Below are 25,651 nucleotides of genomic sequence, written 5' to 3'. Positions count from 1 at the left end.
AGTCTGCACTCGTGCCCGACTCAGCGCCTCAACTTCCACCGGAGTTCGAGGCCGCCCTCGGCTCGCTCCGGGCGGCCGCTCCCCGGGCGGAGCTGCGCGTCTCGGAGATCGCCGCACCCGGCTCGCTCGCCCCGAATGCGGTCGCGCTCTCGGCCGATGTCACACCGAGCCGTCACGACGACTCCGAACTCGGCACCGGACGGTTCGTGCTGCTGCACGACGCGAGCGAACCAGAGGCGTGGGGCGGCCGGTTCCGCATCGTCTGCTTCGCACAGGCGCCGCTCGAAACCGACATCGGACTCGACCCGTTCCTCGCCGACGTCGCGTGGTCGTGGCTCGTCGACGCACTCGATGCGCGCGGCGCCCGTTACATCGCCGCCTCCGGCACCGCCACGAAGATCCTCTCCACCGGTTTCGGCGAGCTGGCCCGCCAGGGCGACGGCGCGCAGATCGAGCTGCGCGCCTCATGGACGCCCCTCGACTCGGTCATCGGGCCGCATGTGGAAGGCTGGGCTGAACTGTTGTGCATGCTCGCAGGGCTGCCGCCTCGGTCAGAAGGGGTGACTCCCCTGCCTCGTCGGAGGTCGAACCGTGGATGAGTTCCGAGTGATCGAAACCGCTGCCGCCTTCGATGAAGCGGTGAGCCTGATCCAAGCGGGCGAGGGCCCGATCGCGGTTGATGCCGAACGGGCGAGCGGGTTCCGCTACTCGCAACGCGCCTATCTCATCCAGATGTATCGGCGCGGCTCGGGCACATTCCTCTTCGACCCGCCGCAGATTCCCGACTTCTCAGCGCTGCAGCGCGCCATCCGCCCCGAGGAGTGGGTGCTGCACGCGGCGAGCCAGGACCTCGCGTGCCTCCGGGAGGTCGGCCTCGACCCCGAGCGCATCTTCGACACCGAACTCGCCGCACGTCTCCTCGGCCTGCAGAGGGTGGGCCTTGCTTCGGTCGTGGAGGAACTGCTCGACATCAGACTCGCCAAGGAGCACTCGGCATCCGACTGGTCGACGCGGCCGTTGCCGCAACCGTGGCTGAAGTACGCGGCACTCGACGTCGAACTCCTCGTCGACGTACGCGAGAAGCTCGGCGCCCGACTCGAAGAGGATGAGAAGTCCGAGCTCGCGGCCGAGGAGTTCGACGCCGTGCTGCACCGCGCCGCCAAACCGCCTGCCGCAGAGCCCTGGCGCCGGCTCTCCGGCATCCATGCCATGCGCAGCCCCCGAAACCTCGCGGTCGCTCGCGAGATCTGGCTCGCGCGCGACGCACTCGCATCCGAACTCGACGTGGCACCGGGGCGCCTGGTTCCGGATGCCTCGCTTCTCGCCGTCGCCCGATCGCTGCCATCGACCCGGCGCGCCCTCGCCGACCTGCGCGAGTTCAACGGACGCGCGAGCCGCACGGAGCTCGACCGCTGGTGGGCCGCAGTCGAGCGCGGGCTCGCGACGACCGAGATGCCCCAGGTGCGAGTGCCGAGCGACGCGCCGCCGCCGCCGCGCGCGTGGGCCGTGCGGAACCCCGAGGCCGACGCCCGCCTCCGGCTCGCGAAGATCGCCGTGGCAGAGGTCGCAGAACAGATGAACATGCCCGTGGAGAACCTGTTGACCCCCGACCACCTGCGCCGGGTGGCGTGGACGCCGCCCGCGGAGCCGACAGCGGAGTCGATCGGCGGGGCGCTGCTCGCGCTCGGCGCGCGGCACTGGCAGCTTGCCGCAACCTCACAGAGAATCGTCGATGCGTTTGTCGAGGCGGCACAATCCGTCGAGGACGCCACCTCCGACGGTTCGTAGATTCCGTCAAGCGATTCAGCGCCCCCTCAGGGGCGTTCGTAGGATCGAGGCAACTGACCGAAAGTGAGCTGCAGCGTGGCTGATCAAGCTGAAGTCGTATTCGTCGACGGGGTCCGTACCCCGTTCGGCAAGGCCGGCGACAAGGGTATGTACTGGAACACCCGGGCCGATGACCTCGTCGTGAAGGCGATCGTCGGACTCCTCGAGCGCAACCCGAACGTTCCCAAAGACCGCATCGACGACGTGGCCATCGCCGCGACCACCCAGACCGGAGACCAGGGACTCACCCTCGGCCGTACGGCCGCGATCCTCGCCGGCCTGCCGAAGACCGTGCCCGGCTTCTCGATCGACCGCATGTGCGCGGGAGCCATGACGGCTGCGGCGATGATGTCGGGCTCGATCGGCTTCGGCATGTACGACGTCGCGATCGCCGGCGGCGTCGAGCACATGGGGCATCACCCGATGGGCTCGGGCGTCGATCCGAACCCGCGGTTCCTCAGCGAGCGCCTCGTCGGCGAAGACGCCCTTGTGATGGGCGCGACCGCCGAGCGCATCCACGACCGGTTCCCGCAACTCACCAAGGAGCGCAGCGACCGCTTCGCCCTCGCGAGCCAGCAGAAGACGGCAGCGGCCTATGCCGCCGGCAAGATCCAGCAGGATCTCGTGCCCGTCGCGATCCGCACCGACGCGGGCTGGGGTCTCGCAACGCGCGACGAGGTCATGCGCCCCGAGACGACGCTCGAGGGTCTGGCAGCGCTGAAGACGCCGTTCCGTCCGCATGGCCGCATCACCGCCGGCAACGCGTCGGGATTGAACGACGGTGCGACGGCGGCGATCCTCGCCTCGGGTGCCGCGGCGAAAGAACTCGGCCTCTCGCCGAAGATGAAACTCGTCAGCTACGCCTTCGCGGGCGTCGACCCCGAGATCATGGGCATCGGTCCGATCCCCGCGACCGAGAAGGCACTGCGCAAGGCGGGCCTCTCGATCGACGACATCGGCCTCTTCGAGATGAACGAGGCGTTCGCGGTGCAGGTGCTCTCGTTCATGGACCACTACGGCATCGCAGATGACGACCCTCGCATCAACCCGTGGGGCGGTGCGATCGCGGTCGGTCACCCTCTCGCGTCCTCGGGCGTGCGCCTCATGAACCAGCTCGCGAGCCAATTCACCGAGCGACCCGACGTGCGCTACGGCATCACGAGCATGTGCGTCGGCCTCGGCCAGGGCGGCACCATGGTCTGGGAGAACCCGAACTACGACAAGAAGGCGAAGAAGGCCCGATGACCGACTACACGAAGATCGACTTCGACTCGCTCGTCGCCCTCGCAGGCGACGACGAGGTCGTCACGCACTCCTACGTCCGCGATGTCCCGCTCTCCGCGGGCAAGACGCTCGCACTCCTGACGCTCGACAACGGCCGCGACCACACCCGGCCGAACACGCTCGGCGCGGCCACGCTGCTCGAGTACGCGAAGACGCTCGACGAGCTGAAGGCCCGCGCCGCCGCAGGCGAGATCGATGCCGTCGCGGTCACCGGCAAACCGTTCATTCTTGCGGCGGGGGCCGATCTCTCGAAGGTCGCCGAGATCCCCGACACAGAGACAGCCACGAAGTTCGTGCAGCTCGGCCACTACGCGCTGGGCAAGCTGAGCAGCGTCGGCGTGCCGACGTTCGTGTTCTACAACGGCCTCGCGCTCGGTGGCGGCCTCGAGATCGGCCTGCACGCCGACTACCGCACGGTGGATGCCTCGGCGCCGGCGCTTGCGCTGCCCGAGGTGTTCCTCGGGCTCATCCCCGGATGGGGCGGCGCGACCATCCTGCCGAACCTCATCGGCATCGAGAACGCCCTCAAGGTCGTCATCGAGAATCCGTTGAAGCAGAACCGCACCCTCAAGGGTCAGGATGCCTACGACCTCGGCATCGCCGACGCGATCTTCCCCTCGGTGAGCTACCTCGAGGACTCGATCCGCTGGGCCGACGAGGTGATCTCGGGCCGCATCACGGTGAAGCGTCGCAACGAGCCGGGCAAGGTCGAGCGGCTCGTCAAGTGGGACGCGGCGATCGGTATCGCCACGAAGATGCTGAAGAGCCGCATCGGTTCGATCCCGCAGTCGCCGTACGCCGCGCTCGACCTGATGAAGGCGGCCAAGAGCGGCACTCGCGCCGAGGGGTTCCAGCGCGAAGACGAGGTACTCACCGAGCTCATCGGCGGCGACCAGCTGCACGCCTCGATCTACGCCTTCAACCTCGTGCAGAAGCGCACGAAGCGGCCCGCCGGTGCGCCCGACAAGGCGATCGCGAAGAAGGTCACCAAGGTCGGGGTGCTCGGTGCCGGGTACATGGCCGGCCAGCTCGCGTTGCTCTTCGTGCGCCGGCTGCGAGTGCCGGTGGTCATCACCGACCTCGACCAGGCGCGCGTCGACAAGGGCGTCGCCTACATCGCCGAAGAGATCGACAAGCTCCTTGCGAAGGGCCGCATCTCCCCCGATGAGGCGAACCGTCTGAAGGCGCTCGTCACCGGCACGACCGACAAGGCCGCCTTCGCCGACTGCGACTGGGTCATCGAGGCCGTGTTCGAAGAACTCGAAATCAAGCAGAACGTCTTCGCCGAGGTGGAGCAGTTCATCTCGCCCGAGGCCGTGCTCGCGACGAACACCTCGTCGCTCTCGGTCGAGCAGATCGGAGCGAAGCTCGCGCACCCCGAACGTCTCGTGGGCTTCCACTTCTTCACCCCGGTCGCGGTCATGCCGCTCATCGAGGTCGTGAAGACGCCGCATACCGACGAGGCGACGCTCTCGACGGCCATGGTGACCGCGAAGACCCTGAAGAAGAACGCCGTCATCACCGCCGACACCCCCGGCTTCGTCGTCAACCGGCTCCTCGCCGTGCTGCTCGGCGAAGCCATGCGGGCCGTCGACGAGGGCACTTCCTTCCAGACCGTCGACGAGGCGATGGCCCCGCTCGGCCTGCCCATGGCGCCTTCGGCGCTGCTCGACCTCGTGGGCCTGAAGGTCGGGGCGCACGTGCTCGACACGCACCATGCCGCGTTCCCCGAGCGGTTCTACCGCAGCGAGAACCTGCACCGGCTCGCCGACTACGGCACACTGCTCGACAAAGACGACAAGGGCAAGGTCAAGGGCTTCGACAAGGGTGCGCTGAAGATCGTCGGAGGCGGCAGGAACCCCCGCCCGGCCGACGAGATCCTCATCGCCCTGCAAGACGGCCTCGCGCGCGAGGTACGTCTCATGCTCGACGACGACGTGGTCGCGGCTGCTGAGGACATCGACCTCTGCATGGTGCTCGGCGCCGGCTTCCCGTTCCAGATGGGCGGCCTGACGCCGTACCTCGATCGGGTCGGAGCCTCCGAGCGCGTCTTCGGCGACACGTTCCACCACCCGCCGGTTCGCGGCGTGAGCAACTGACAGCAGGCCCTGAACGCGCCACGTGCCAGTGGGCCGGAGGCGTCGTCCGCAGAGCGGGCGGCGCCTTCCGCCGCGCGGCGTCAGGTGCGGCCTGAGGGCTGAGTCGCGCGCGATCGCGAATCCGACTCCCGTCGTCTGGGCGCTCGGATCTCGTCGGCGCTGCGGAGCACACCCGGAATCAGCCGACGATGGATGGCCGAGAGGGGCGCCCAGATGACCCGGCCGATGCTGCGGTCGTATCGCACGACGGTGGTGAGCGAGACGCCATCGCCGGTCGTGCGCACGATGAGGTTGGCGCTCAAGAACCAGGAGTCGGCCTCCAGCCGGATCCATCGATCGCCGCGTTCGGCGATCCGCCACCCCGCGATGGTCCGCGCCGAGCGCCCCCGACTGAGTCGGATGCCGAGCAAGCCGCGCCAGATCAGTCGCTCGGCGACGGTCGGAATGTCGCCGAACATCGCCCTGGCCCATTGCTCGGGAGTTGCCGCCGTGCACGTGATCAGGGCGAACTCGTCGGCGTAATCGGCATCGAGCAGGGATGTCTCGGCAAGATCAGGCTCGGAAATCTCCCACACATCCTCTGCACGGAAGTCGTGAGCGACCGCGTGGATCCGCCGCGGGTGGCGGATGCGGTCGCCTTCGGGTCGTCCCATCGGTTTCGCCTCCTCAGAGTTATACGCTTACGTACAACGCTGAGGCTACCACCATTGTACGATGGCGTATATCTCGGAAGTCGGAGGAGGCGAGACTCGTGGGTGCACTTCGAACGTCACGGGACGGCTGGATCGAGGAAGGGCTGCGGGCGCTGGCGGCCGGAGGGGCGGATGCAGTGCGCATCGAGGCGCTGGCCAAGCGCCTCGGCGTCACGAAGGGCGGCTTCTACGGGCACTTCGCCGACCGTGATGCATTGCTCGAGGCGATGCTCGACACGTGGGAGCGAGAGAGCACCGTCGAGGTGCTCGAGCGAATCGAGCACGAAGGCGGCGACCCGAAGACCAAGATCGAACGCGCCGGCATGCGCACGTTCTCGAGTCACCGTCTGCTGCCCATCGATCTCGCGGTGCGCGACTGGGCACGTCGCGACGAAGGGGTTGCCGAGCGGCTCCGCCGGGTCGACAACCAGCGCATGGGCCTGCTCCGCGAGATGATCGGCACGTTCTGCTCAGACCCCGACGAGGTCGAGGCGCGAAGCCTGCTCGCGTTCTGCTTGGCGATCGGCGAGCACTTCCTCGCGGCCGACCACGACGGACGATCGCGGTCGCAGGTGCTCGACCGCGCAGGCGATCTTCTCCTCGACCGCTCCCCCGGCTCCGGACACGGGTCCGACCCCGAGGGCTCAGGCCGGACACCGTCGTCGACAGGTCCTGACAGAACTGCTCAGTGATCCGACGGGACGATGAATCCCGATTCGGCGGACGCCGCCCGAGCGTGCGGCAGCTTCGAGCCGAGCACCATCGCGGTGACATCCCGTGCGATGTGCTGCGGAGTGAGACCCACGCGCTCGAGGATGTCGGCACGGGAGCCGTGATCGAGGAACTCGTCGGGCAGGCCAAGTTCGGTCACCGCGGTGTCGACGCCGGCCTCACGGAGGTCTTGACGGATGCGCGTGCCGATGCCGCCGACACGGACGCCGTCTTCGATGCTGACGACGATGCGGTGGTCGGCGGCCAACTCGATGACACTGCCCGGCACCGGCACGACCCAGCGCGGGTCGACGACTGTGGCGCCGATGCCTTGCGCTTCGAGTCGTTCTGCGACCTGAAGACCGGTGTCGGCCATCGGGCCGACGGTGACGATGAGAACATCCTTGCGCGCGGACTCGACGAGCACGTCGACACCGTCGGCGGTGCGACGTACCGCGTCGAAGTCGACGCCCACCGATCCCTTCGGGAAGCGGATGACGGTCGGCGCGTCATCGACGACCACGGCCTCGCCGAGCTCTTCGACGAGACGTACCGAGTCGCGCGGCGCGGCGATGCGAATGCCGGGCACGACCTGCAGGATCGAGAGGTCCCACACGCCGTGATGGCTCGGCCCGTCGGGCCCGGTGACGCCCGCTCGGTCGAGCACGAAGGTGACGCCGGCCTTGTGCAGCGCGACATCCATGAGCACCTGGTCGAAGGCGCGATTGATGAAGGTCGCGTACACGGCGACGACCGGGTGCAGTCCGCCGAACGCGAGGCCGGCAGCGGATGTCGCGGCGTGCTGTTCGGCGATGCCGACGTCGAACACACGGCTCGGGAATCGTTCGGCCATGCGGTGCAGGCCGGTCGGGCGGAGCATCGCGGCCGTGATGCCGACGAGCCGCTCGTTGCCTTCGGCGAGGTGCACGAGTTCATCGGCGAAGACGCTCGTCCACGACGGCGCCGAGGCCGTCTCGAGGGATTCTCCGGTCTCGGGATCGATCTGACCGACGGCGTGGAACTGATCGGCCGCATCGCGCAGGGCCGGCTCGTAGCCGCGGCCCTTGTCGGTGATCGCGTGCACGATCACCGGGGCGCCGTAGGCCTTCGCCTGGTTGAGTGCCGCCTCCATGGCGTGCTCGTCGTGCCCGTCGACGGGCCCGATGTACTTGATGTCGAGGTTCGAATAGAGCGCCTCGTTGTCGGAGAATCGGCTGAGGAAGCCGTGGAGCCCCCCTCGCACTCCTCGATAGAACGCACTCGCCGGAGCCCCGAGACGGTCGAACGCGCGGCGACTCGAGATGTGGAGGTTCCGGTACGACTGCTTCGTGCGAACGGTGTTGAGAAAACGTGCCATGCCGCCGATCGTCGGCGCGTAGGAGCGGCCGTTGTCGTTGACCACGACGACGAGGTTGCGCGTGTTGTCGTCGGAGATGTTGTTCAGCGCCTCCCACGTCATTCCACCCGTGAGCGCACCGTCTCCGACCACGGCGATGACGTGCCGGTCGCCTTGGCCGGTCATCTCGAAGGCTTTCGAGATGCCGTCCGCCCACGACAGGGAACTCGACGCGTGCGAACTCTCGACGATGTCATGCTCGGACTCCGAGCGCTGCGGGTACCCCGCGAGTCCGCCGGTCGTGCGAATCGACGAGAGGTCCTGGCGTCCGGTCAGAAGCTTGTGCACGTACGATTGGTGCCCGGTGTCGAAGACGATCGCATCGCGCGGCGATTCGAAGACACGGTGGATCGCGATGGTCAACTCGACGACACCGAGGTTGGGGCCGAGGTGCCCGCCCGTCTTGGAGACCGACGCCACGAGGTACTCGCGGATCTCCCGCGCCAGCTGTTCGAGCTGTTCTGGACTCAGCGCATCGAGGTCTCGGGGTCCCGAAATGGTCTCGAGCAGGGTCATGCAATTGCCTCCGGAGTGTCGCGGCAGCTGCCGCCGATCGGAACGAGTCTACGCCGGGCTCGATGTGAAGCAGGGCAGAGAAAGGGGGCGGTCGGCAGGATGCCGACCGCCCCCGTGGTTCTCTGCGTGATCAGACCAACGACCGCAGCACGTACTGCAGGATGCCGCCGTTGCGGTAGTAATCGGCCTCACCGGGCGTGTCGATGCGCACGACCGCGTCGAACTCGACCGTGGCCTTGCCCGCCGGCGAGTGCTCGGTCGGCTCGGCGATCACGTGCACGGTCTTCGGCGTGACGCCGTCGTTCAGCTGCTCGAGGCCGGAGATCGAGACGACCTCGGTGCCGTCGAGGCCGAGCGAAGCCCAGCTCTCGCCTTCGGGGAACTGCAGCGGCACGACGCCCATGCCGATGAGGTTCGAGCGGTGGATCCGCTCGAAGCTCTCGGTGATGACGGCCTTGACGCCGAGCAGGCTCGTGCCCTTGGCCGCCCAGTCACGCGACGAGCCGGAGCCGTACTCCTTACCACCGAAGATGACGAGCGGCGTGCCCTGAGCCTGGTAGTTCTCGCTCGCGTCGTAGATGAACGACTGGGGCGCGTCGGCCTGCGTGAAGTCGCGCGTATAGCCGCCCTCGACGCCGTCGAGCAACTGGTTCTTCAGGCGGATGTTCGCGAAGGTGCCGCGAATCATGATCTCGTGGTTGCCGCGACGCGATCCGTAGGAGTTGAAGTCCTTGCGCTCGACCCCGTGCTCGGTCAGGTAATGACCGGCCGGGCTGTCGGCCTTGATCGAACCGGCGGGGCTGATGTGGTCGGTCGTGACCGAGTCGCCGAGCTTGGCGAGCACCCGGGCGCCGACGATGTCGGTGACCGGCGTCGTCTCCATGGTCATGCCGTCGAAATACGGAGGCTTGCGCACGTACGTCGACTCTGCGTCCCACTCGAAGGTCGCGCCGGTCGGGGTCTCGAGCGAGCGCCACCGCTCGTCGCCGTCGAAGACTCCCGCGTACTGCGTGACGAACATGTCCTTGTTGATCGAGGAGTCGATCGTCTGCTGCACCTCGGAGGCGTCCGGCCAGATGTCTTTCAGGAAGACCTCGTTGCCTGCGGTATCGGTGCCGAGCGAGTCGACCTCGAAGTCGAAGTTCATCGAGCCGGCGAGAGCGTACGCGATCACGAGCGGCGGGCTCGCGAGGTAGTTCATCTTCACGTCGGGGTTGATGCGGCCCTCGAAGTTCCGGTTGCCGGAGAGCACCGCGGTGACCGCGAGGTCCTGCTCGTTGACGGCGGCCGAGATCTCGTCGAGCAGCGGGCCGGAGTTGCCGATGCAGGTCGTGCAGCCGTAGCCGACGGTGTAGAAGCCGAGTGCCTCGAGGTCGTCGGTGAGGCCCGCCTTCTCGTAGTAGTCGGTGACGACCTTCGAGCCCGGCGCGAGGGTGGTCTTCACCCACGGCTTGGCCTTCAGGCCCTTCTTCGCCGCGTTGCGGGCGAGGAGGCCGGCGGCCAGCATGACCGACGGGTTCGAGGTATTGGTGCACGAGGTGATCGCGGCGATCGCGACCGCGCCGTGGTCGAGCACGAACCGCTCGCCGGTGCCGAGCGTGACGTCGGTCGGCTTCGATGCGGTGACCGGCGCGTGGCTCCTGTGGTGGTGCTCGTGGCGGCTGTATTCGTCTTCGGGCGAGTTTCCGGGCGGGTCGGAGGCCGGGAAGGACTCGGCGCCCTCGAGGTCGACCAGGTCGTGGTCGACGGTCGCGTAGTTCACGAGGTCGCGCTCGAACGCGCTCTTCGACTCGGAGAGCTCGATGCGGTCCTGGGGACGCTTCGGGCCGGCGATCGAGGGAACGACCGTCGCGAGGTCGAGCTCCATGTACTCGCTGAACGCGGGCTCGGTGTCGGCGTCGTGCCACAGCTTCTGTGCCTTGGAGTAGGCCTCGACGAGAGCGATCTGCTCGTCGCTGCGACCGGTGAGCCGCAGATAGTCGAGGGTCACGTCATCGATCGGGAACATGGCGGCGGTCGAGCCGAACTCGGGGCTCATGTTGCCGATCGTCGCACGGTTCGCGAGCGGAACGGATGCGACGCCCGAGCCGTAGAACTCGACGAACTTGCCGACCACGCCGTGCTTGCGGAGCATGTCGGTGATCGTGAGCACGACGTCGGTCGCGGTCACGCCCATGGGGATCTCGCCCGAGAGCTTGAAGCCGACGACCTTGGGGATGAGCATCGACACGGGCTGGCCGAGCATGGCCGCCTCGGCCTCGATGCCGCCGACACCCCAACCGAGCACGCCGAGGCCGTTGACCATGGTGGTGTGCGAGTCGGTGCCGACGCAGGTGTCGGGGTATGCACGGAGCACGCCGCCGACCTCTCGGGTGAAGGTGACCTTCGCAAGGTGCTCGATGTTGACCTGGTGCACGATACCGGTGCCCGGCGGCACGACCTTGAAGTCGTCGAACGCCGTCTGCCCCCAGCGGAGGAACTGGTACCGCTCGCCGTTGCGCTCGTACTCGATCTCGACGTTGCGCTCGAGTGCGTTCTCGGTGCCGAAGAGGTCGGCGATGACCGAGTGGTCGATGACCATCTCGGCCGGCGCGAGCGGGTTGATCTTGTTGGGGTCGCCGCCGAGGGCGACGACCGCCTCGCGCATCGTGGCGAGGTCGACGATGCACGGCACGCCGGTGAAGTCCTGCATCACGACGCGCGCCGGCGTGAACTGGATCTCGGTGTCGGGCTCGGCCGTCGGCACCCACGACCCGAGGGCTTCGATCTGCTCCTTGGTGACGTTCTTGCCGTCTTCGGTACGCAGGAGGTTCTCGAGCAGCACCTTCAGGCTGAACGGAAGCTTCTCATGGCCCGGCACGGTGTCGAGCCGGAAGATCTCGTAGGACTCATCACCGACGCGGAGCGTGCTCTTCGACCCGAAACTGTTCACTGCAGACACGATGTCCTCTCCTTCGCGAGTGCCACCGGACATGCAGGCGGCACTCCATCTTCTCCGTCAGACATGGAGCTGATCCAGCAAGGGTAACCTAAGCCACTCGCAAGCCGACAGGCCTCGCACGGTGTGCGGATTTATCTTGACGTCGAGATAACTCTATCACTCGGAGGAGCGAGCGGACGACGGGTGGACCGCTCGGACGACAAGCCACGAGAAGACCAGCACGAGCGCGTAGAGCGGCACACCCATGAGCAGTCGGGTCGCGCCGAGCGCCTCGACGTTGTTCGCGAGGTAGAACGGCACCTGCACCGCGAGTCGCGCGACGAACAGGCCGATCCAGACGAGCGTGAGGAACTGGGCGGCCCGGTACTTCCGGGTGTCCTGCTTCCAGGCGACGCCGTCGCCCATGAGGAATCCGACGATCAGGCCGATCGCCGGCCATCGCACCAGTAGCGAAACGGTCAGACCGAGTGTGTACGCGGCGTTCGTGTAGAACCCGATCACGTAGTTGTCGCGCGCATCGCCCGACCAGAGGGCGAGCGCGGCAGACGCGAGCACGCCGATGAGGCCGGCGATGGCCTGCGTCGGTTGCCCCTTGGCGGCAAGACGGGCGATGGTGAAGACCACGGCGAGGCCGACGGATGCCACGAGTGCGGGAACGAGCGCGGCCTGAGCGTCGTGACCGGCGAAACTGGTCAGCCCGCTGTAGACGAGGAGGAACACGAGCCCGGGCAGCAGCGCCTCGAGGATTCCCCGGACCCCGCCGACAGCGGTGAGCAGGTCACGGCCGCTGAGCTTCTCATCGCGGGCAAGCGCCCCGAGACCGCTCTTCTCTGCTGCGGCTGCCATCTGCTTGGCGAACTCGCCGGCATCGACGTCGGAGCGCTCCGCCGCGGCATCCGCTCGCTCGCCTTCATCGGGCCGAGGGGAGCCGGACGGATCCGTCATCGTCACACCGTGGGGGCGCCCGCGGAGGACGCCGGCATGCGCAGGGGAATGAGATCGCGCGGGGGCATCGGCGTGGTACCGCGCACCACGACGATCGAGCGGAAGAGGTCTTCGACCTTCGCGGCCGCGGCCGGGTCGACCGCCGCCTCGCCGGCGATGACCCCGCGGAGGAACCATCGGGGGCCGTCGACGCCGATGAACCGGGCGAGGCGCATCTGCCCCTGCTGGCCCTCACCGGCCGCGACGGGAATCTGCGCGAGCAGCTCCGGCCCCAGGCTGCCGTCGCGCACGGTGGTCGTGCCGCCCTGTCGCGCGATCTGGTCGGCGATCTGCGCACGAATCTCGTGCCAGAGTCCGCTCGAGCGCGGCGCGGCGAACGGCTGCACCTGCAGCGTGGAATTCGCATAGTCGAGCCCGATCGCGACGACGCGCTTCGTGCCCTCCTCGACCTCGAGTCGGAGATGCAGGCCCTCGCGGGGCAGCACCTTCACGCCGCCGAGGTCGACATAGGGGCGAACCGGGTTCGCCTCCGCCTCGTCGAACGGACCGGCCTCTGCGCGGTCGTCGGGGGCCGACTTGGGCTGTTCGGCGGGGATGTCGCCGCCGTTCTCGATATCGCTCACGCGTTCACTCCTGTCTTGTGCTCCCCGGATCCCGTGGAGCCGAATCCCCCTTCGCCCCGCACGCTGCCGGGCAGCCGCTCGACCTCGACGAACCGGGCGCGACTGACCGGCATCACGATGATCTGGGCGATACGGTCGCCGGCCTCGATCGTGTACGCCTCGCGCGCATCGGTATTGAGCAGCGCGACCTTGATCTCACCGCGGTAGCCGGCGTCGATGGTGCCGGGCGCATTGACGATCGTGATGCCGTGCTTGAAGGCGAGGCCCGATCGCGGCACCACGAAGCCGACGTACCCGTCGGGCAGTGCGACCGCGACTCCCGTGCCGACCGTGGCACGCTCCCCCGGGCCGAGTACGACGGAATCGGAAGCGTGGAGATCAGCGCCCGCATCGCCCGGGTGGGCGTAGCTCGGCAGGCGGTCTGCAGCGATCAGCACATCGACGGAATCGGTCACTGTTCGAGGGTAGTGCAGAAGTCTGGTCGAATAGAGCCATGCCCGACTACCGCGAGAAACTCTGGCCGACGCCGTGGATGTTCATCATCAGCCTGCTGCTGATCCCCGCGAGCATCCTGGTACTGGCGCCGGTCTCGATGCCCGCGGGCATCGCGACGGGCGTGATCCTCTACGCCGGCACGGTCACGGCCCTCAGCCTGACCGCTCCCGTCATCGAGGTGGCCGACGGCCGGCTTCGCGCAGGCCGCGCCTCGATCGCCCTCACCGAGACCGGCGTCGCGACCGGGGCGACGGACGCCGCGGCTCGCGTCGAACGCGGCACGGGTCTCGACGCCCGGGCGTTCCTCGTGATCCGGGGCTGGGTCAAGTCCGTGGTGCGGGTGCCCATCGCGGATGCATCCGACCCGACGCCGTACTGGTTGATCTCGACGCGGCATCCGACAGAACTGGCCGCCGCGATCAATGGATCACGACGGCCTGAACCTGCTGAGCCCGGCGTCTAGGACGCGCACTCCATGCAGATCGGTCCGAGCTTCGTCTCGTGGTCCATCTGCGAACGGTGCTTCACCAAGAAGCAGTTCACGCAGGTGAACTCATCGTCTTGCGGCGGAAGCACCACGACGTCGAGTTCGACGTCGGAGAGATCGGCACCAGCGAGGTCGAACCCGCCGGGGTTATCGGCGTCGTCGACATCCACTACACCCGACATCTTGTCGGGCACGCGCTCCTTGAGGGCCTCGATCGACTCGGAGTCGTCTTCGGTCTTCCTCGGTGCGTCGTAATCCGTTGCCATTCCCATCCATTTCTTCATCGCCGATGATTCGGCGGGCATAGTCTGCATCAAATCGGTGACGTAAGCAAACCAATTTCGCAGCGATTCCACAGCTGCACCCTGCTCAACTTCCGGCGCGCCCGGGCTATTCCCGCGAGCACCCGCCGGGACGTGGCATTCTTGGGCGGAGACGAAGGCACGGAAGGGCTTGTCGCGATGCAAGAACTCAAGGTAATCGGGGTCGAGAACGGCGCGTTGCTCGCCGCCGCCGACGATGGAGCGCGCTTCCGGATCGAGATCGACGACGTACTGCAATCTCGCATCCGCCAAGCGCAGCCGGAGCAACACGCCGGCCCCAAACCCTCTCCCCGCGAGGTGCAGGCGCACATCCGCGCCGGCATGTCCGCCGAGGAGGTCGCCCAGGTCACCGGAGCGGCGATCGACTACATCCGCCGCTTCGAAGGAGCGGTGCTCGCTGAGCGCGAACACATGGTCACCTCGGCGCTCGCCGTTCCGGTGCACGTCGCCGCCGACGCCGACCCGGCCGATGAGCAGGCTTCGTTCGGCGGTGTCATCCGCGAGCGACTCGCGCAACTCGGCGCCCACGGCGAACGCTGGGCCAGCTGGAAAGACGAGGAACGCGGCTGGGTCATCAAGCTCGAGTTCACCGCCGAGACCATCGACCATGACGCCCGATGGGGCTTCGAGCCGCGCAAGCAGTCGTTGCACCCGATGAATTCCGAGGCGACCACGCTCTCGCAGCAGGGCGAGATGAAGGGCGGACTCATCCCCCGCCTCCGAGCAGTCGGCCCCGAGTCCGAAGACTCGCGATTCGACAGTGGAGCCTTCACCTTCGAGGAACCCGAGCACGGCGACTTCGACACTGCGCCGCACCTCGAGCCGCTTCCATACGCGCGCACGCCCCAGACCTCGAGCCCGGCAGCCGCACGAGCTGCGATCAAGCGAGCGGATGAACCGAAGCAGACGCTCGGAGAAACCGCCGACCTGCTCGAGGCGCTGCGGCGCCGTCGGGGCGAACGTGAGGCCACGGGCAGCGAGCCTGAGCGACCGCAGGCACCGTCGACGGCGACCCCGATGCTCGACGTTCCCGAGCCCGAGCAGCCCGCCGAAGAGAAGCCCGGCGCGGCCGCGCGCAGCATCTGGGGCGGCAAGGGTGTCACCGGCACTCCCGCCGCACGCGGCACTGCGAAGAAGGGCCGAGCTTCGATGCCGAGCTGGGACGAGATCGTCTTCGGCGCGCGTACCGACGACGACCTCGCCTGACGACGTCCGATCGTCTAGACGGGTTGCCCGTCGAGACCAGGCTCTTCATCGTCTGAACGGCGCGCTGCGGCCGCTGCGGGTGTCGCCCGGCGACCGAGCCAGAGCATGAGCACCCCACCCACCACGAGCCCCCAGAAGGCGGAGCCGATGCCGACGACGGCGACGCCCGACGCGGTGACCAGGAACGTGCCGATCGCGGTGATCCGCTGATCCTGGTCTTCGAAGGCGCCGGTCAGGGAGGACACCAGCGCGCCGAGCAGCGCAAGGCCCGCGACCGCGGTGATGATGATGGGCGGTGACGCCTGCACGACTGCGGCGGCGAGCCCGGCACCGACGCCGAGCAACAGGTAGACGATGCCCGAGGTGAAGGTCGCGACCCACCGCTTGCGTGGGTCGGGGTTCGACTCCGGGCTCGCCATGATCGCAGCGGTGATGGCGGCGAGGTTGAGTGCGTGGCCGCCGGCGAACGCCGCGGCGGTCGACGCGACACCCGATGCGACGAGCGCCGGTCGCGGGGCCAGGCGGTAACCGAACGCAGACATCACGGCGAACCCCGGCACGTTCTGGCCCGCCATCGTCACGATGAAGAGCGGGAGACCGAGGCTCACGATCACGAACGGGTCGAACACCGGAGCCACGAACTGGAGTTGCGGTCGCACCGCCTCGCTCGCGAGCACCGCGGGGCCGGCCACCACGGCGATGCCGATCACCGCGACGAGCATCGCCGCCGGCACCGCCCAGCGCGGTGCGAGACGGGCGAGCAGCAGCCACACGAGCACCATGGGCACGGCGATCGCCGGCTGCTCGACGGCGGCGAACACCGGCGCAACGCAGATCGGGAAGAGGATGCCCGCGAGCATCGCGCTCGCGATCGGCTTCGGGATGCTCGTGATCGCACGCCCCAGCGCGGGCCACAGACCAGCGAGCACGATGAGCACCCCGCAGATGATGAACGCGCCGATCGCGGCCCCGAACTGCTGGGTGGTGGTGGCCGCCGCCACGAGCAGTGCCGCTCCCGGCGTCGACCACGCGAACGACACGGGCATGCGGGTCGCGAGCGGCAGCATGATGCAGAGCAGACCCGTTGCCACGCAGAGCGCGAAGAGCCCCGACGCCGCCTGCGTCTCGGTCGCTCCGACGGCGGTGAGGCCCGCGATCACGAGGACGAATGAGCTCGCGAATCCGGTGATGGCCGCGATGACTCCCGCGACGACGGTCTGGAAGATGGGCGGTGCCCGTTCTCGGCCGAGCTACGCGGACTTCTCGGTGCGGCGCTGCTTGGCGTGCGGCACGATCGTGGGCGCGGCGTTGTCGAGCACCGCGGCCCTCGTGACGACGACGCGGGCAACCCCCGTGGAGGAGGGCACCTCGAACATGATCGGCCCGAGCACCTCCTCCATGATGGCGCGGAGTCCGCGCGCACCCGTCTGCCGCAGCACTGCGAGATCGGCGATCGCCTGCAACGCCTCGTCGTCGAAATCGAGCTCGACCCCGTCGAGTTCGAACATGCGCTGGTACTGCCGCACGAGTGCGTTTCGCGGCACGGTGAGGATCTCCATGAGCGCCTCGCGGTCGAGCGGGGTCACGGTCGCGACCACCGGAAGCCGGCCGATGAACTCGGGAATGAGGCCGAACTTATGGAGGTCTTCGGGGAGGACCTCGCTGAAGATGTCGGCTTCGTCTTCTTTATTGTGCAGCGGGGCGCCGAAACCGATGCCGCGCTTGCCCGCGCGCGAGGAGATGATGTCTTCGAGCCCCGCGAACGCCCCGGCCACGATGAACAGCACATTCGTCGTGTCGATCTGGATGAACTCCTGGTGCGGATGCTTGCGCCCGCCTTGCGGGGGCACTGATGCGACCGTGCCCTCGAGGATCTTCAGCAGCGCCTGCTGCACGCCCTCGCCCGAGACATCCCTCGTGATCGACGGGTTCTCTGCCTTGCGGGCGATCTTGTCGACCTCGTCGATGTAGATGATGCCTGTCTCGGCCCGCTTGACATCGAAGTCGGCGGCCTGAATGAGCTTCAGCAGGATGTTCTCGACGTCTTCGCCCACGTACCCGGCCTCGGTCAGCGCCGTCGCGTCGGCCACGGCGAAGGGCACGTTGAGCTGCTTCGCGAGCGTCTGCGCGAGATAGGTCTTGCCGCAGCCCGTGGGGCCGATGAGCAGGATGTTGGACTTCGAGAGTTCGACGTCGTCGCGCGCGTCGGCCGAGGTGAGTGCGGTGCGGGCGCGAACGCGCTTGTAATGGTTGTAGACCGCGACGGCCAGCGCCCGCTTCGCGGCGTCCTGACCGATGACGTACTCCTCGAGGTATCCGAAGATCTCCTTCGGCTTGGGCAGTTCGAACTCGCCGGCCTCGGTCTCTCCGGCCTCGGCGAGCCGCTCCTCGATGATCTCGTTGCAGAGTTCGACGCACTCATCGCAGATGTAGACGCCGGGTCCGGCGATGAGCTGCTGTACCTGCTTCTGGCTCTTTCCGCAGAACGAGCACTTGAGCAGGTCGGCGCTCTCTCCGATGCGTGCCATCGCAACCCTCCCAGTCGACGAGTCTGTTCCGAGCCTAGCCCGAGATCGGGCCGATCGAGGGGAGGGCGCGGGATTCGACACACCTTGCCGTTCGCGGGCCGCGAACCGGCACGTGCAACGGCGAAACGCGGCGGATGGCCCGGCTGTCGTGCAGCCGGCCATCCGCCGCGTTCACGGAACGTTCGCTATCGCGTGATCTCGGGCAGGCTCTTGCGCGAACTCAGCACCTGATCGATGAGGCCGTACTCGAGCGACTCTTCGGCCGACAGGATCTTGTCGCGGTCGATGTCGGCATTGACCTGCTCCTGCGTGCGGTTCGAGTGACGCGAGAGCGTCTCTTCGAGCCACGAGCGCATGCGAAGGATCTCAGCCGCCTGGATCTCGATGTCAGACGCCTGGCCGTGTCCGGCCTCGCCCATCGCGGGCTGGTGGATGAGCACCCTGGCGTTCGGCAGCGCGAGACGCTTGCCGGGCGTGCCCGCCGCAGCGATGACGGCCGCAGCTGAAGCGGCCTGGCCGAGCACGACCGTCTGGATCTGCGGACGGATGTACTGCATCGTGTCGTAGATCGCGGTCATTGCCGTGAACGATCCGCCCGGCGAGTTGATGTACAGGATGATGTCGCGGTCGGGGTCCATCGACTCGAGCACGAGCAGCTGGGCCATGATGTCGTCGGCCGAAGCATCGTCGACCTGCACTCCGAGGAAGATGATGCGGTCTTCGAAGAGCTTCGCGTAGGGGTCCTGACGCTTGTAGCCGTAGGCCGTGCGCTCTTCGAAGCTCGGCAGGATGTAGCGCGAGCCCGGGGCCCGCACGCCGTTGAAGGCGGTGCCGCCGAAGGCAGGGCCACCGAAAGTTGATACTGACATTCGCTCGTTCTCTCTTCTCTCGGTGCCTATGCCTGGTCGGTTCCGCCGCCGCCGGCCACGTCGAGTGCCGATTCGCGGATGTGGTCGACGAAGCCGTATTCGAGCGCCTCCTGCGCGTTGAACCAGCGGTCGCGGTCGCCGTCGGCATTGATCTGCTCGACCGACTTCCCGGTCTGCGCCGCGGTGATCTCGGCGAGGCGCTTCTTCATGTCGAGGATGAGCTGCGCCTGGGTCTGGATGTCGCTCGCGGTGCCGCCGAACCCGCCGTGCGGCTGGTGCAGCAGCACGCGCGCGTTGGGGGTGATGTACCGCTTGCCCTTGGTGCCCGCTGTGAGCAGGAGCTGGCCCATCGATGCGGCCATGCCGATGCCGACGGTGACGATGTCGTTGGGCACGAACTGCATGGTGTCGTAGATCGCCATGCCCGCCGTGATCGATCCGCCCGGAGAGTTGACGTAGAGGTAGATGTCTTTCTTGGCATCTTCAGCAGCGAGCAGCAACAGTTTCGCCGCGATCTCGTTGGCGTTCTCGTCGCGCACCTCGGACCCCAGCCAGATGATGCGGTCCTTCAGCAGTCGATCGAAAACACCGGGGCTGGGTGTCGCTTCGGCCATGTGTCGCTCCGTTTCGTTGTCGCGTTCACTCGAATCTATCCGTTGCAACGCACGCGAACGGGGCTGTTCGCCCTAGGCGGATGCCGCGTCGTCGACGCCGGAGAGCGCAGCGGCGTACGCGCTCACCGACCGGGTGTACCTGCGCAGGTGCGGGGCGAGCGCCGCGAGGGCGACGGATGCCCCGCGGCGCGCGTCTCCGGCGCTCACGAGGGCGAGCGCGAGGAACGCCGCGACCTCGTCGCGGTACGGCGCGTCGGGGTGCTCACGGTGCTCCGCCTCGATGAGTCGCAGAGCTTCGTCGAGATCACCCAGGTTGCGGATGCTGCTCGCGAGTTGGACGACGGCCTGCGGCCGGTGCTCCTCGTCGAGTCCCAGTTCGAGCGCGCGCCGATAGAGCGGCACCGCCTCGGCCGGGCGACCGGCCGAGTCGCGTGCACCTGCGCGTTCGAAGATCGCCCGCGCGTCGTCGTCGCCGCGCTCCGCGGCGAGGGCGTCGATCTGCACGATCACCTCGTGATCGACGACGGAACCGGCAGCAGAACTCCAGACGTCGGCGATCCGCCGCTCCCAGTCGTCGACCATCGTGGCTCCTTCTCGTGAAACGGAACGGGGCCGGGCGAACCGCCCGGCCCCGTGGGGTTCGCTCGCCGACTACTCGGCGTCGGCCTTCTTCTTCGACGCGCGCTTCTTCGGCGCGGGCTTCTCGGCGCTCTCGGCGTCTTCGACGATCTCTTCCGCCTCGTCGACCACCTCTGCCTCTGCCTCTGCCTCTGCCTCGGCCACAGCCGTGAACTCGGAGAGGTCGACGGGCTTGCCCGCGGCATCCGTCACCGTCGCCTTGCCGAGCGCGATCGCGAGCGCCTTGTTGCGCGCGACCTCGCCGACCATGGCGGGGATCTGGTTGTTCTGGCTGAGGATCTGCACGAACTCGTTGGGCTCCATGCCGTACTGGGCGGCACCCTGCACGAGGTACTGGGTCAGCTCGTCCTGGCTGACCTGGACCTTCTCGGCCTCGGCGATCGTGTCGAGCAGGATCTGCGTCTTGAACGCCTTCTCGCTCGATTCGGCGACCTCGGCGCGGTGCTCGTCGTCTTCGAGACGGTTCTCGTTCTCGAGGTGACGGTGCACCTCGTCGTCGATGACCGCCTGCGCGACCGGCACCTCGACGAGCTCGAGGAGCTTGTCGACGAGGAGGTCGCGGGCCTGGCTGCCCTGGCCGAACGACTTGTTGCGGGCCACCTGCTCCTTCAGGCTGTCGGTCAGCTCGGCGAGCGTGTCGAACTCGCTCGCGATCTGCGCGAAGTCGTCGTCGGCCTCAGGCAGCTCGCGCTCCTTCACGGCGGAGACGGTGACGGTGATCTCGGCGGTCTCGCCCTCGTGGTCGCCGCCAAGGAGCTTCGACGCGAAGGTCGTGGTCTCGCCGGCGGAGAGCGTGTCGAGGGCCTCGTCGATGCCCTCGATGAGGTCGCCCGAGCCGAGCTCGTACGAGATGCCGCTCGCGGTGTCGACCTCGGCGTCTTCGATCTTCGCGACGAGGTCGAGCGTCACGAAGTCACCGGTCTTGGCGGGGCGGTCGACCGTGATGAGCGTGCCGAAACGGCTGCGCAGGCGGTCGAGTTCTTCGGATACCTCGTCGTCGGCGACCTCGACGGAGTCGACCGTGAGCTCGAGGCCGTCGTAGGCGGGCAGCTCGATCTCGGGGCGCACGTCGACCTCGATCGCGAGCAGCAGCTCACCCGAGAAGTCCTTGTCGCTGGGCCACTCGACGATGTCGGCCTCGGGCCGGCCGAGCGGACGAAGCTCGTGCTCGGCGACGGCGGCACGGTAGAAGCCGTCGAGGCCCTCGTTGACGGCGTGCTCGAGCACGGCGCCCTTGCCGACGCGCTGGTCGACGATGGGCGGCGGCACCTTGCCCTTGCGGAAACCGGGCACGTTGATCTGCTCGGCGATGTGCTCGTACGCGTGGGCGATGCTGGGCTTCAGCTCCTCGGGCGTCACCGAGATGGTGAGCTTGGCGCGAGTGGGGCTCAGCTTCTCAACCGAAGTGGTCGGCATGTGGAAGATCTCCTGTTGTGTGGGAAGTTCGTGTCGAGTCGGGCAACTCGTCGGGGCGACAGGATTCGAACCTGCGACCTCCCGCTCCCAAAGCGGGCGCTCTACCAAGCTGAGCTACGCCCCGAGTCGCGACTCAACTCGTCGATTCAGCCGCGTGGGCATGCCGAAGCACGCCTCAGACGGATGGACCCGGGAAAGTCTACTGCACAGCGCGCTGCGTTCGTTGTGCGCGGCCCGTGCAACCGGCGGCGAGCCGCTGTGGATGATCCGCTGCCGAGGCGCCGCGTCATGGCAGAGTGAGCGAATGGCCGACCATCTTCCCACCGACCGTTCCGACGTGCGGCGCTGGCCGACGAGCCCGGCGCAGCTGCTCGACACCGCTCGCTGCCCCGCGTGCTTCGCGGGTCTGAGTTCGGCGGTGTGCAGCGTGTGCGGACTCGACCTGTCGGTGCCGGCGGCCTCGGAACTGCTGGGCGCCGGGCGCCGGGTGTTCGACGGCGAGACGGCGCGCCAGTCGCTCATCTCGAGCATGCGCGCAGCGCAAGCGGCCCGGGTTGCCGGTGCGGTACCGACCATGTCGACGGATGCCACGGCGCCCGCGCCCTCGCAGGCGCCCGTCGCGCCTGCGCCGGCACCCGCACCGTCCGCTCCGGTGCCTGCGACCGCTGCACCTGCGCGCTCGGGCCGCTCCGGCGTGCAGGTGCTGCTGCTGACGCTCGGCGTCGTGCTCATCTCCATCACGGCGATCGTGTTCCTCTTCGTCGCCTACCTCGTCGCGAGTCTCGAGGTGCGCTCGGTCATCATCGCCGTCGCGAGCGTGCTCGTGCTCGGGGTCGCGTGGCTGCTCCGGGCCCGTCGCCTGCCGGGCACCGCCGAGGGCGTGGCATCCGTCGCGATCGTGCTGTTGCTGCTCGACGTGTGGATCGTGCGCGCCAACGGGCTGTTCGGCACCGACGCGCTCGGCGCTGCCGGCTACACCGGCGGGGCGCTGCTCGTCGTCGCGACCGCGCTCATCGGAGTGTGTGCCGTGAGCGGCATCCGTGTGACGGGACTGGCTGCGGCCGCTCTCGCGCCAGTGGGCGTGTTCCTGCTCGTGAGCGAGGCGGCGCCGAGCGACGAGTGGGGTACGGCATGGTGGCTCGGGCTGCTCGCCGTCTCACTCCTCGGCTCCGTCGCCGTGCTCCTGCCCCGCACGGTCGAGCGTGCGATCGTGATGACGGCGGGCTTCACGGCCGGGGCGCTCGCGCTCATCCCCGCATTCTGGGCGCTGGCCGATTCGGCGTGGCACCAGCTCTGGACGTACCTCGCCGTGGCAGCCGTCGGGCTTGCGGCGCTCGTCGCGGTGCGTGCCCGTCACGGCCTCGCGCCGATCTGGAGGCGGCTCGCTGCGCCGATGTTCGGCCTCAGCCTCTCCCTCGCTGCGACGGTCTCGATATTCACGGAGTTCGACACCGAACTCTCGTCCTGGCTCGCGCCCGCCGCAGCGGGGCTCGTCACCGCGGCGTTCGCGGCCGGAACCCGCCTCGCCGGGGCGACGGCGCGGGATTCGCTCGCGGCGTGCATCGCCGCGGTCGTGATCGCGGCCTGCTCGGCTCTGACCGGCCTGTTGCTCGCTCTGACCTTCGTCTGGGCCCGCCTTGCGGTGAGCGTGCCGGCGTGGAGCCTCGAGCCCGGAGAACGGCTGTCGCCGCCCGTGCCCGGGCACGACCTCGCCGCGGTGCTCGTGCCGGTCGTCGTTGCGGCGGGCGCCCTCGTCGTCAGCGTGCTCCTGCGCCGCGGTCGTGTGCTGGCCGCGATCCCGATCGGTGCCGCGTTCGCGAGCGGCATCGTGGCCGCCGCCGTCGCCCCGAGTCCGGCGGTCGCCGCAGCCGTGCTGCTCGTGATCGCGGGCGGCGCGCTCGGCCTCGCCGTCGTGCAGCGGCGATTCGCGATCCCCGGCCTGCTCGCCACGTCGGCGGTCGCCGGCGTCGGCAGCGGCGCATTCGCGTGGTGGGCGGGATACTCCAGCGCCGCCGTCTGGCCCTGGGTCTCGGCGCTGGTGATCGTCATCGCGGTCGCCGGGCGCGTGCTCTCCGCCCGGGTGTGGCCGTCTGCGGCAGCGGCGGCGGTCGGGTCCGCGCACCTCGCCGTCGCATCGACGCTCTTCGCCTCCGCCGTCTTCTCGGTGCCCCTGTGGCGAGATTTCGGCGACGCGAATGCCGCGAACCCGTGGATGTGGACCGGGGTCGCGACGGCCGTCCTCCTCGCGTTCGCCCCGTTCGTGCGCGCAGGCAGCACGGGCGACCGTCTCTGCGCGGTGACGCCGCTGTTCGCGGCATCCGTCATCTCGATCGGGGCGCTTGCGTTCGAGGCGGATGCCTCGTGGCGCTGGTTGCCCGCGAGCATCTTCGTCATCGCCGGGGTCGTCTGGCTGCGGTTCGGCGCACCCGAGACGCTGCGGGTCGCGTTCGCCGCGGTCACCCCGTTCGCACTCGCCTTCGTCGCCGCGGTCGTCGTCGATGCGGCATACGGCGGTGAGTTCGTCGGGATCGGGCTCTCCGGTGCTGCGCTGCTCGCAGCGGCGCTCGCGCACGTGGTGCCGCGGCGGTCGGTGCGCCCCGTCTGGGGCCTGGCCGTGGGCGTGGTGGGAATCGCCGCTCTCGTCTCGGGTCTCGTCGGCCCGTTCGAGAGCGGTGCGCCCTGGCTCGTGCTCCTGTTGCTCACCCCGGTGCCACTCGTGCTCGCGGCGCTCGACGGCGACCCGATCGGCGGCGATCGGCCGGTTCGCCACCTCGGCTGGCTGAGCCTCGGGCTCGGCGTGGCCACCGTGTGGTCGTGGCTCTCGGGCGGCGGCGTCGACGACATCGAGGCGTACACCCTGCCCCTCGCCGCGGCCCTCGCCGTCACCGGCGCGCTCATCACCTGGCGACGCACGAGCGGCGGCGCCCCCGCGCAGGGCCGTACCGCGCTGTTCGCGACCGCTGCGGCCGTGGCGGTGCTCCCGAGCGTCGGCATGGCAGGCGCCTCGGAGTTGCGGACCCTCGTGCTCGTATCGATCGGCATCGTCGTCGCGATCGCCGCGATCTTCCTTCCCGACCTTGCGCGTGGGGTGCCCGTGCGATTGCTCGGCGTGCTCGCCGGGTGGGTCGCCCTCATCGGGGCCGGCCTGGTGCGCGGTGCCGCGGTCGCCGTCGGTGACGCCGACAGTGTGCTCGCCGCCGAGTTCTGGCCTCTCGTCGCGCTCACGGCGGGCGTGACGATCGCGGTGATGTGGGCCCGCACCGCGTCTCGGCCGGCGTGGCCGGCCGAGGCGCTGCTCGCGGCATCCGTCGCCCTCGCCGCCCTGCCGACCCTCCTGGAGATCGTCGACGGTCAATCGCCGATGCTGCGAGCGACCGTGCTCTTCACCGTGCTCGCGCTCGCCCACGTCGCCGGCGCCGCGACCACTGCCCGCCCGATCGCCGGCACGGCGTTCGGCTGGACGACGCTCGGCCTGCTCGTCGTCGGCGGCGTGGTCGCGCTCGCGTCGGGTCGGGTCGACCCGTTCGACGTCGTCACCGCCTCGGTCGGCGTCGCCCTCATCGGTGCCGGGTGGTTCCGCATGCTCCGCTCGCCCGAGCTCGGCAGTTGGCCGGCGCTCGGCCCCGGCCTTGCCGTGCTGCTCGTTCCGCCCCTCATCGCCGATTTCACCGATCCCCAGCTCTGGCGCATCGTGACGCTCGGCGTCGTCGCGGTCATCGTGCTCGTCGTCGGCGCCGTGCGCCGCCTGCAGGCTCCACTGCTCCTCGGCGGCGCGGTGCTGCTCGCGCACGCGCTCGTGCAGTTCTGGCCATGGATCACCGAACTCTACGAGGCCGTGTGGTGGTGGTTGTGGCTCGGCATCGCGGGCGTGCTGCTCGTCGTGCTCGCCGCGACCTACGAACGCCAGCTGCGTCTCGCGCGCGGCACCATCCGCTCGATCGCGGCACTGAGGTAGGCGCGCGACGCGGCCCGCACCACGGCGCGCGTCACGGAACGAGCGTCATCGTGTACTACGATGATCCAGTGCCCACGAGCGGGTA

General features: G+C 68.7%; 21 protein-coding genes and 1 tRNA gene. 8 read left to right on the top strand and 14 right to left on the bottom strand.

Features of this window, described 5'->3' with window-relative positions; genetic code table 11:
* Nucleotides 1–11: 11 nt before the first annotated feature.
* The 4 genes from FHG54_RS09055 (at nt 12) to FHG54_RS09040 (ending at nt 5,210) form a co-directional block, all read left to right on the top strand.
* Complete coding sequence (locus tag FHG54_RS09055) at nt 12–599, top strand: DUF3000 domain-containing protein (protein WP_139416982.1); 588 nt, start codon at nt 12–14, stop codon at nt 597–599.
* A complete protein-coding gene (locus FHG54_RS09050) occupies nt 592–1,788 on the top strand; it encodes a ribonuclease D (protein WP_139416981.1) in 1,197 nt (398 codons plus the stop codon). Before FHG54_RS09055 ends, FHG54_RS09050 begins: the two co-directional genes overlap by 8 nt.
* A gap of 147 nt (nt 1,789–1,935) precedes the next feature.
* On the top strand, nt 1,936–3,072 hold the full coding sequence (locus tag FHG54_RS09045) for a thiolase family protein (RefSeq protein WP_420837425.1): 1,137 nt from the start codon (nt 1,936–1,938) through the stop codon (nt 3,070–3,072).
* A complete protein-coding gene (locus FHG54_RS09040) occupies nt 3,069–5,210 on the top strand; it encodes a 3-hydroxyacyl-CoA dehydrogenase NAD-binding domain-containing protein (RefSeq protein ID WP_139416979.1) in 2,142 nt (713 codons plus the stop codon). The genes FHG54_RS09045 and FHG54_RS09040 overlap by 4 nt, the downstream gene beginning before the upstream one ends.
* A gap of 80 nt (nt 5,211–5,290) precedes the next feature.
* On the opposite strand, the gene FHG54_RS09035 is transcribed toward FHG54_RS09040, so the two are convergent.
* Nucleotides 5,291–5,863, bottom strand: a complete 573-nt coding sequence (locus FHG54_RS09035; RefSeq protein WP_139416978.1) for a DUF2867 domain-containing protein — start codon at nt 5,861–5,863, stop codon at nt 5,291–5,293.
* 98 nt (nt 5,864–5,961) lie between these two features.
* On the opposite strand from FHG54_RS09035, the gene FHG54_RS09030 reads away from it, so the two are divergent.
* Nucleotides 5,962–6,594, top strand: a complete 633-nt coding sequence (locus FHG54_RS09030; RefSeq protein WP_139416977.1) for a TetR/AcrR family transcriptional regulator — start codon at nt 5,962–5,964, stop codon at nt 6,592–6,594.
* Here FHG54_RS09030 and dxs read toward each other — a convergent pair.
* The 5 genes from dxs to dut form a co-directional block, all read right to left on the bottom strand.
* Nucleotides 6,588–8,525 (bottom strand): 1-deoxy-D-xylulose-5-phosphate synthase, encoded by a 1,938-nt coding sequence (gene dxs / locus FHG54_RS09025; protein ID WP_139416976.1) that lies wholly within the window; start codon nt 8,523–8,525, stop codon nt 6,588–6,590. The genes FHG54_RS09030 and dxs overlap by 7 nt on opposite strands.
* Nucleotides 8,526–8,655: 130 nt before the next feature.
* Nucleotides 8,656–11,466 (bottom strand): aconitate hydratase AcnA, encoded by a 2,811-nt coding sequence (gene acnA, locus FHG54_RS09020; RefSeq protein WP_139416975.1) that lies wholly within the window; start codon nt 11,464–11,466, stop codon nt 8,656–8,658.
* A 156-nt stretch (nt 11,467–11,622) separates the two neighbouring features.
* Nucleotides 11,623–12,411 carry a DUF3159 domain-containing protein gene (locus tag FHG54_RS09015; RefSeq protein WP_139416974.1) on the bottom strand — a complete coding sequence of 263 codons (789 nt, stop codon included), beginning with the start codon at nt 12,409–12,411 and terminating at the stop codon, nt 11,623–11,625.
* 2 nt (nt 12,412–12,413) lie between these two features.
* Nucleotides 12,414–13,034, bottom strand: a complete 621-nt coding sequence (locus FHG54_RS09010; protein WP_198165636.1) for a DUF3710 domain-containing protein — start codon at nt 13,032–13,034, stop codon at nt 12,414–12,416.
* Nucleotides 13,031–13,489, bottom strand: a complete 459-nt coding sequence (gene dut / locus FHG54_RS09005) for a dUTP diphosphatase (RefSeq protein WP_139416972.1) — start codon at nt 13,487–13,489, stop codon at nt 13,031–13,033. Before dut ends, FHG54_RS09010 begins: the two co-directional genes overlap by 4 nt.
* A gap of 38 nt (nt 13,490–13,527) precedes the next feature.
* Between dut and FHG54_RS09000 the strand changes: the two genes are divergently transcribed.
* Complete coding sequence (locus tag FHG54_RS09000) at nt 13,528–13,992, top strand: DUF3093 domain-containing protein (protein WP_139416971.1); 465 nt, start codon at nt 13,528–13,530, stop codon at nt 13,990–13,992.
* Here the strand turns inward: FHG54_RS09000 and FHG54_RS08995 are convergent.
* Nucleotides 13,989–14,282, bottom strand: a complete 294-nt coding sequence (locus FHG54_RS08995) for a DUF4193 domain-containing protein (RefSeq protein WP_139418380.1) — start codon at nt 14,280–14,282, stop codon at nt 13,989–13,991. The two genes, FHG54_RS09000 and FHG54_RS08995, sit on opposite strands and share 4 nt — an antisense overlap.
* A gap of 195 nt (nt 14,283–14,477) precedes the next feature.
* Between FHG54_RS08995 and sepH the strand changes: the two genes are divergently transcribed.
* The gene (sepH, locus tag FHG54_RS08990; RefSeq protein ID WP_139416970.1) at nt 14,478–15,545 is read left to right on the top strand and encodes a septation protein SepH; all 1,068 of its coding nucleotides are present in this window, start codon (nt 14,478–14,480) and stop codon (nt 15,543–15,545) included.
* Between the two features lie 14 nt (nt 15,546–15,559).
* On the opposite strand, the gene FHG54_RS08985 is transcribed toward sepH, so the two are convergent.
* The 7 genes from FHG54_RS08985 to FHG54_RS08955 form a co-directional block, all read right to left on the bottom strand.
* Nucleotides 15,560–16,705, bottom strand: coding sequence for a benzoate/H(+) symporter BenE family transporter (locus FHG54_RS08985; protein ID WP_233437737.1), 1,146 nt, complete (start codon nt 16,703–16,705; stop codon nt 15,560–15,562).
* Between the two features lie 90 nt (nt 16,706–16,795).
* The gene (gene clpX / locus FHG54_RS08980) at nt 16,796–18,073 is read right to left on the bottom strand and encodes an ATP-dependent Clp protease ATP-binding subunit ClpX (RefSeq protein ID WP_139416968.1); all 1,278 of its coding nucleotides are present in this window, start codon (nt 18,071–18,073) and stop codon (nt 16,796–16,798) included.
* Between the two features lie 185 nt (nt 18,074–18,258).
* Nucleotides 18,259–18,942, bottom strand: coding sequence for an ATP-dependent Clp protease proteolytic subunit (locus FHG54_RS08975; protein ID WP_139416967.1), 684 nt, complete (start codon nt 18,940–18,942; stop codon nt 18,259–18,261).
* Nucleotides 18,943–18,968: 26 nt separating this feature from the next.
* The gene (locus tag FHG54_RS08970; RefSeq protein ID WP_139416966.1) at nt 18,969–19,556 is read right to left on the bottom strand and encodes an ATP-dependent Clp protease proteolytic subunit; all 588 of its coding nucleotides are present in this window, start codon (nt 19,554–19,556) and stop codon (nt 18,969–18,971) included.
* Between the two features lie 72 nt (nt 19,557–19,628).
* Nucleotides 19,629–20,138 carry a tetratricopeptide repeat protein gene (locus FHG54_RS08965; RefSeq protein WP_139416965.1) on the bottom strand — a complete coding sequence of 170 codons (510 nt, stop codon included), beginning with the start codon at nt 20,136–20,138 and terminating at the stop codon, nt 19,629–19,631.
* A 69-nt stretch (nt 20,139–20,207) separates the two neighbouring features.
* Nucleotides 20,208–21,611, bottom strand: a complete 1,404-nt coding sequence (tig, locus tag FHG54_RS08960; protein ID WP_139416964.1) for a trigger factor — start codon at nt 21,609–21,611, stop codon at nt 20,208–20,210.
* A 50-nt stretch (nt 21,612–21,661) separates the two neighbouring features.
* Nucleotides 21,662–21,735 (bottom strand) — tRNA-Pro (locus FHG54_RS08955).
* A 180-nt stretch (nt 21,736–21,915) separates the two neighbouring features.
* Between FHG54_RS08955 and FHG54_RS08950 the strand changes: the two genes are divergently transcribed.
* Nucleotides 21,916–25,566, top strand: coding sequence for an SCO7613 C-terminal domain-containing membrane protein (locus tag FHG54_RS08950; RefSeq protein ID WP_139416963.1), 3,651 nt, complete (start codon nt 21,916–21,918; stop codon nt 25,564–25,566).
* The last annotated feature ends 85 nt before the right edge of the window (nt 25,567–25,651 follow it).

The organism is Agromyces laixinhei (assembly GCF_006337065.1).
Taxonomy (GTDB): Bacteria; Actinomycetota; Actinomycetes; order Actinomycetales; family Microbacteriaceae; genus Agromyces; species Agromyces laixinhei.
The sequence above is the reverse complement of the archived record's forward strand: the minus strand, read 5'-3'. Positions and strand labels throughout refer to the sequence as shown.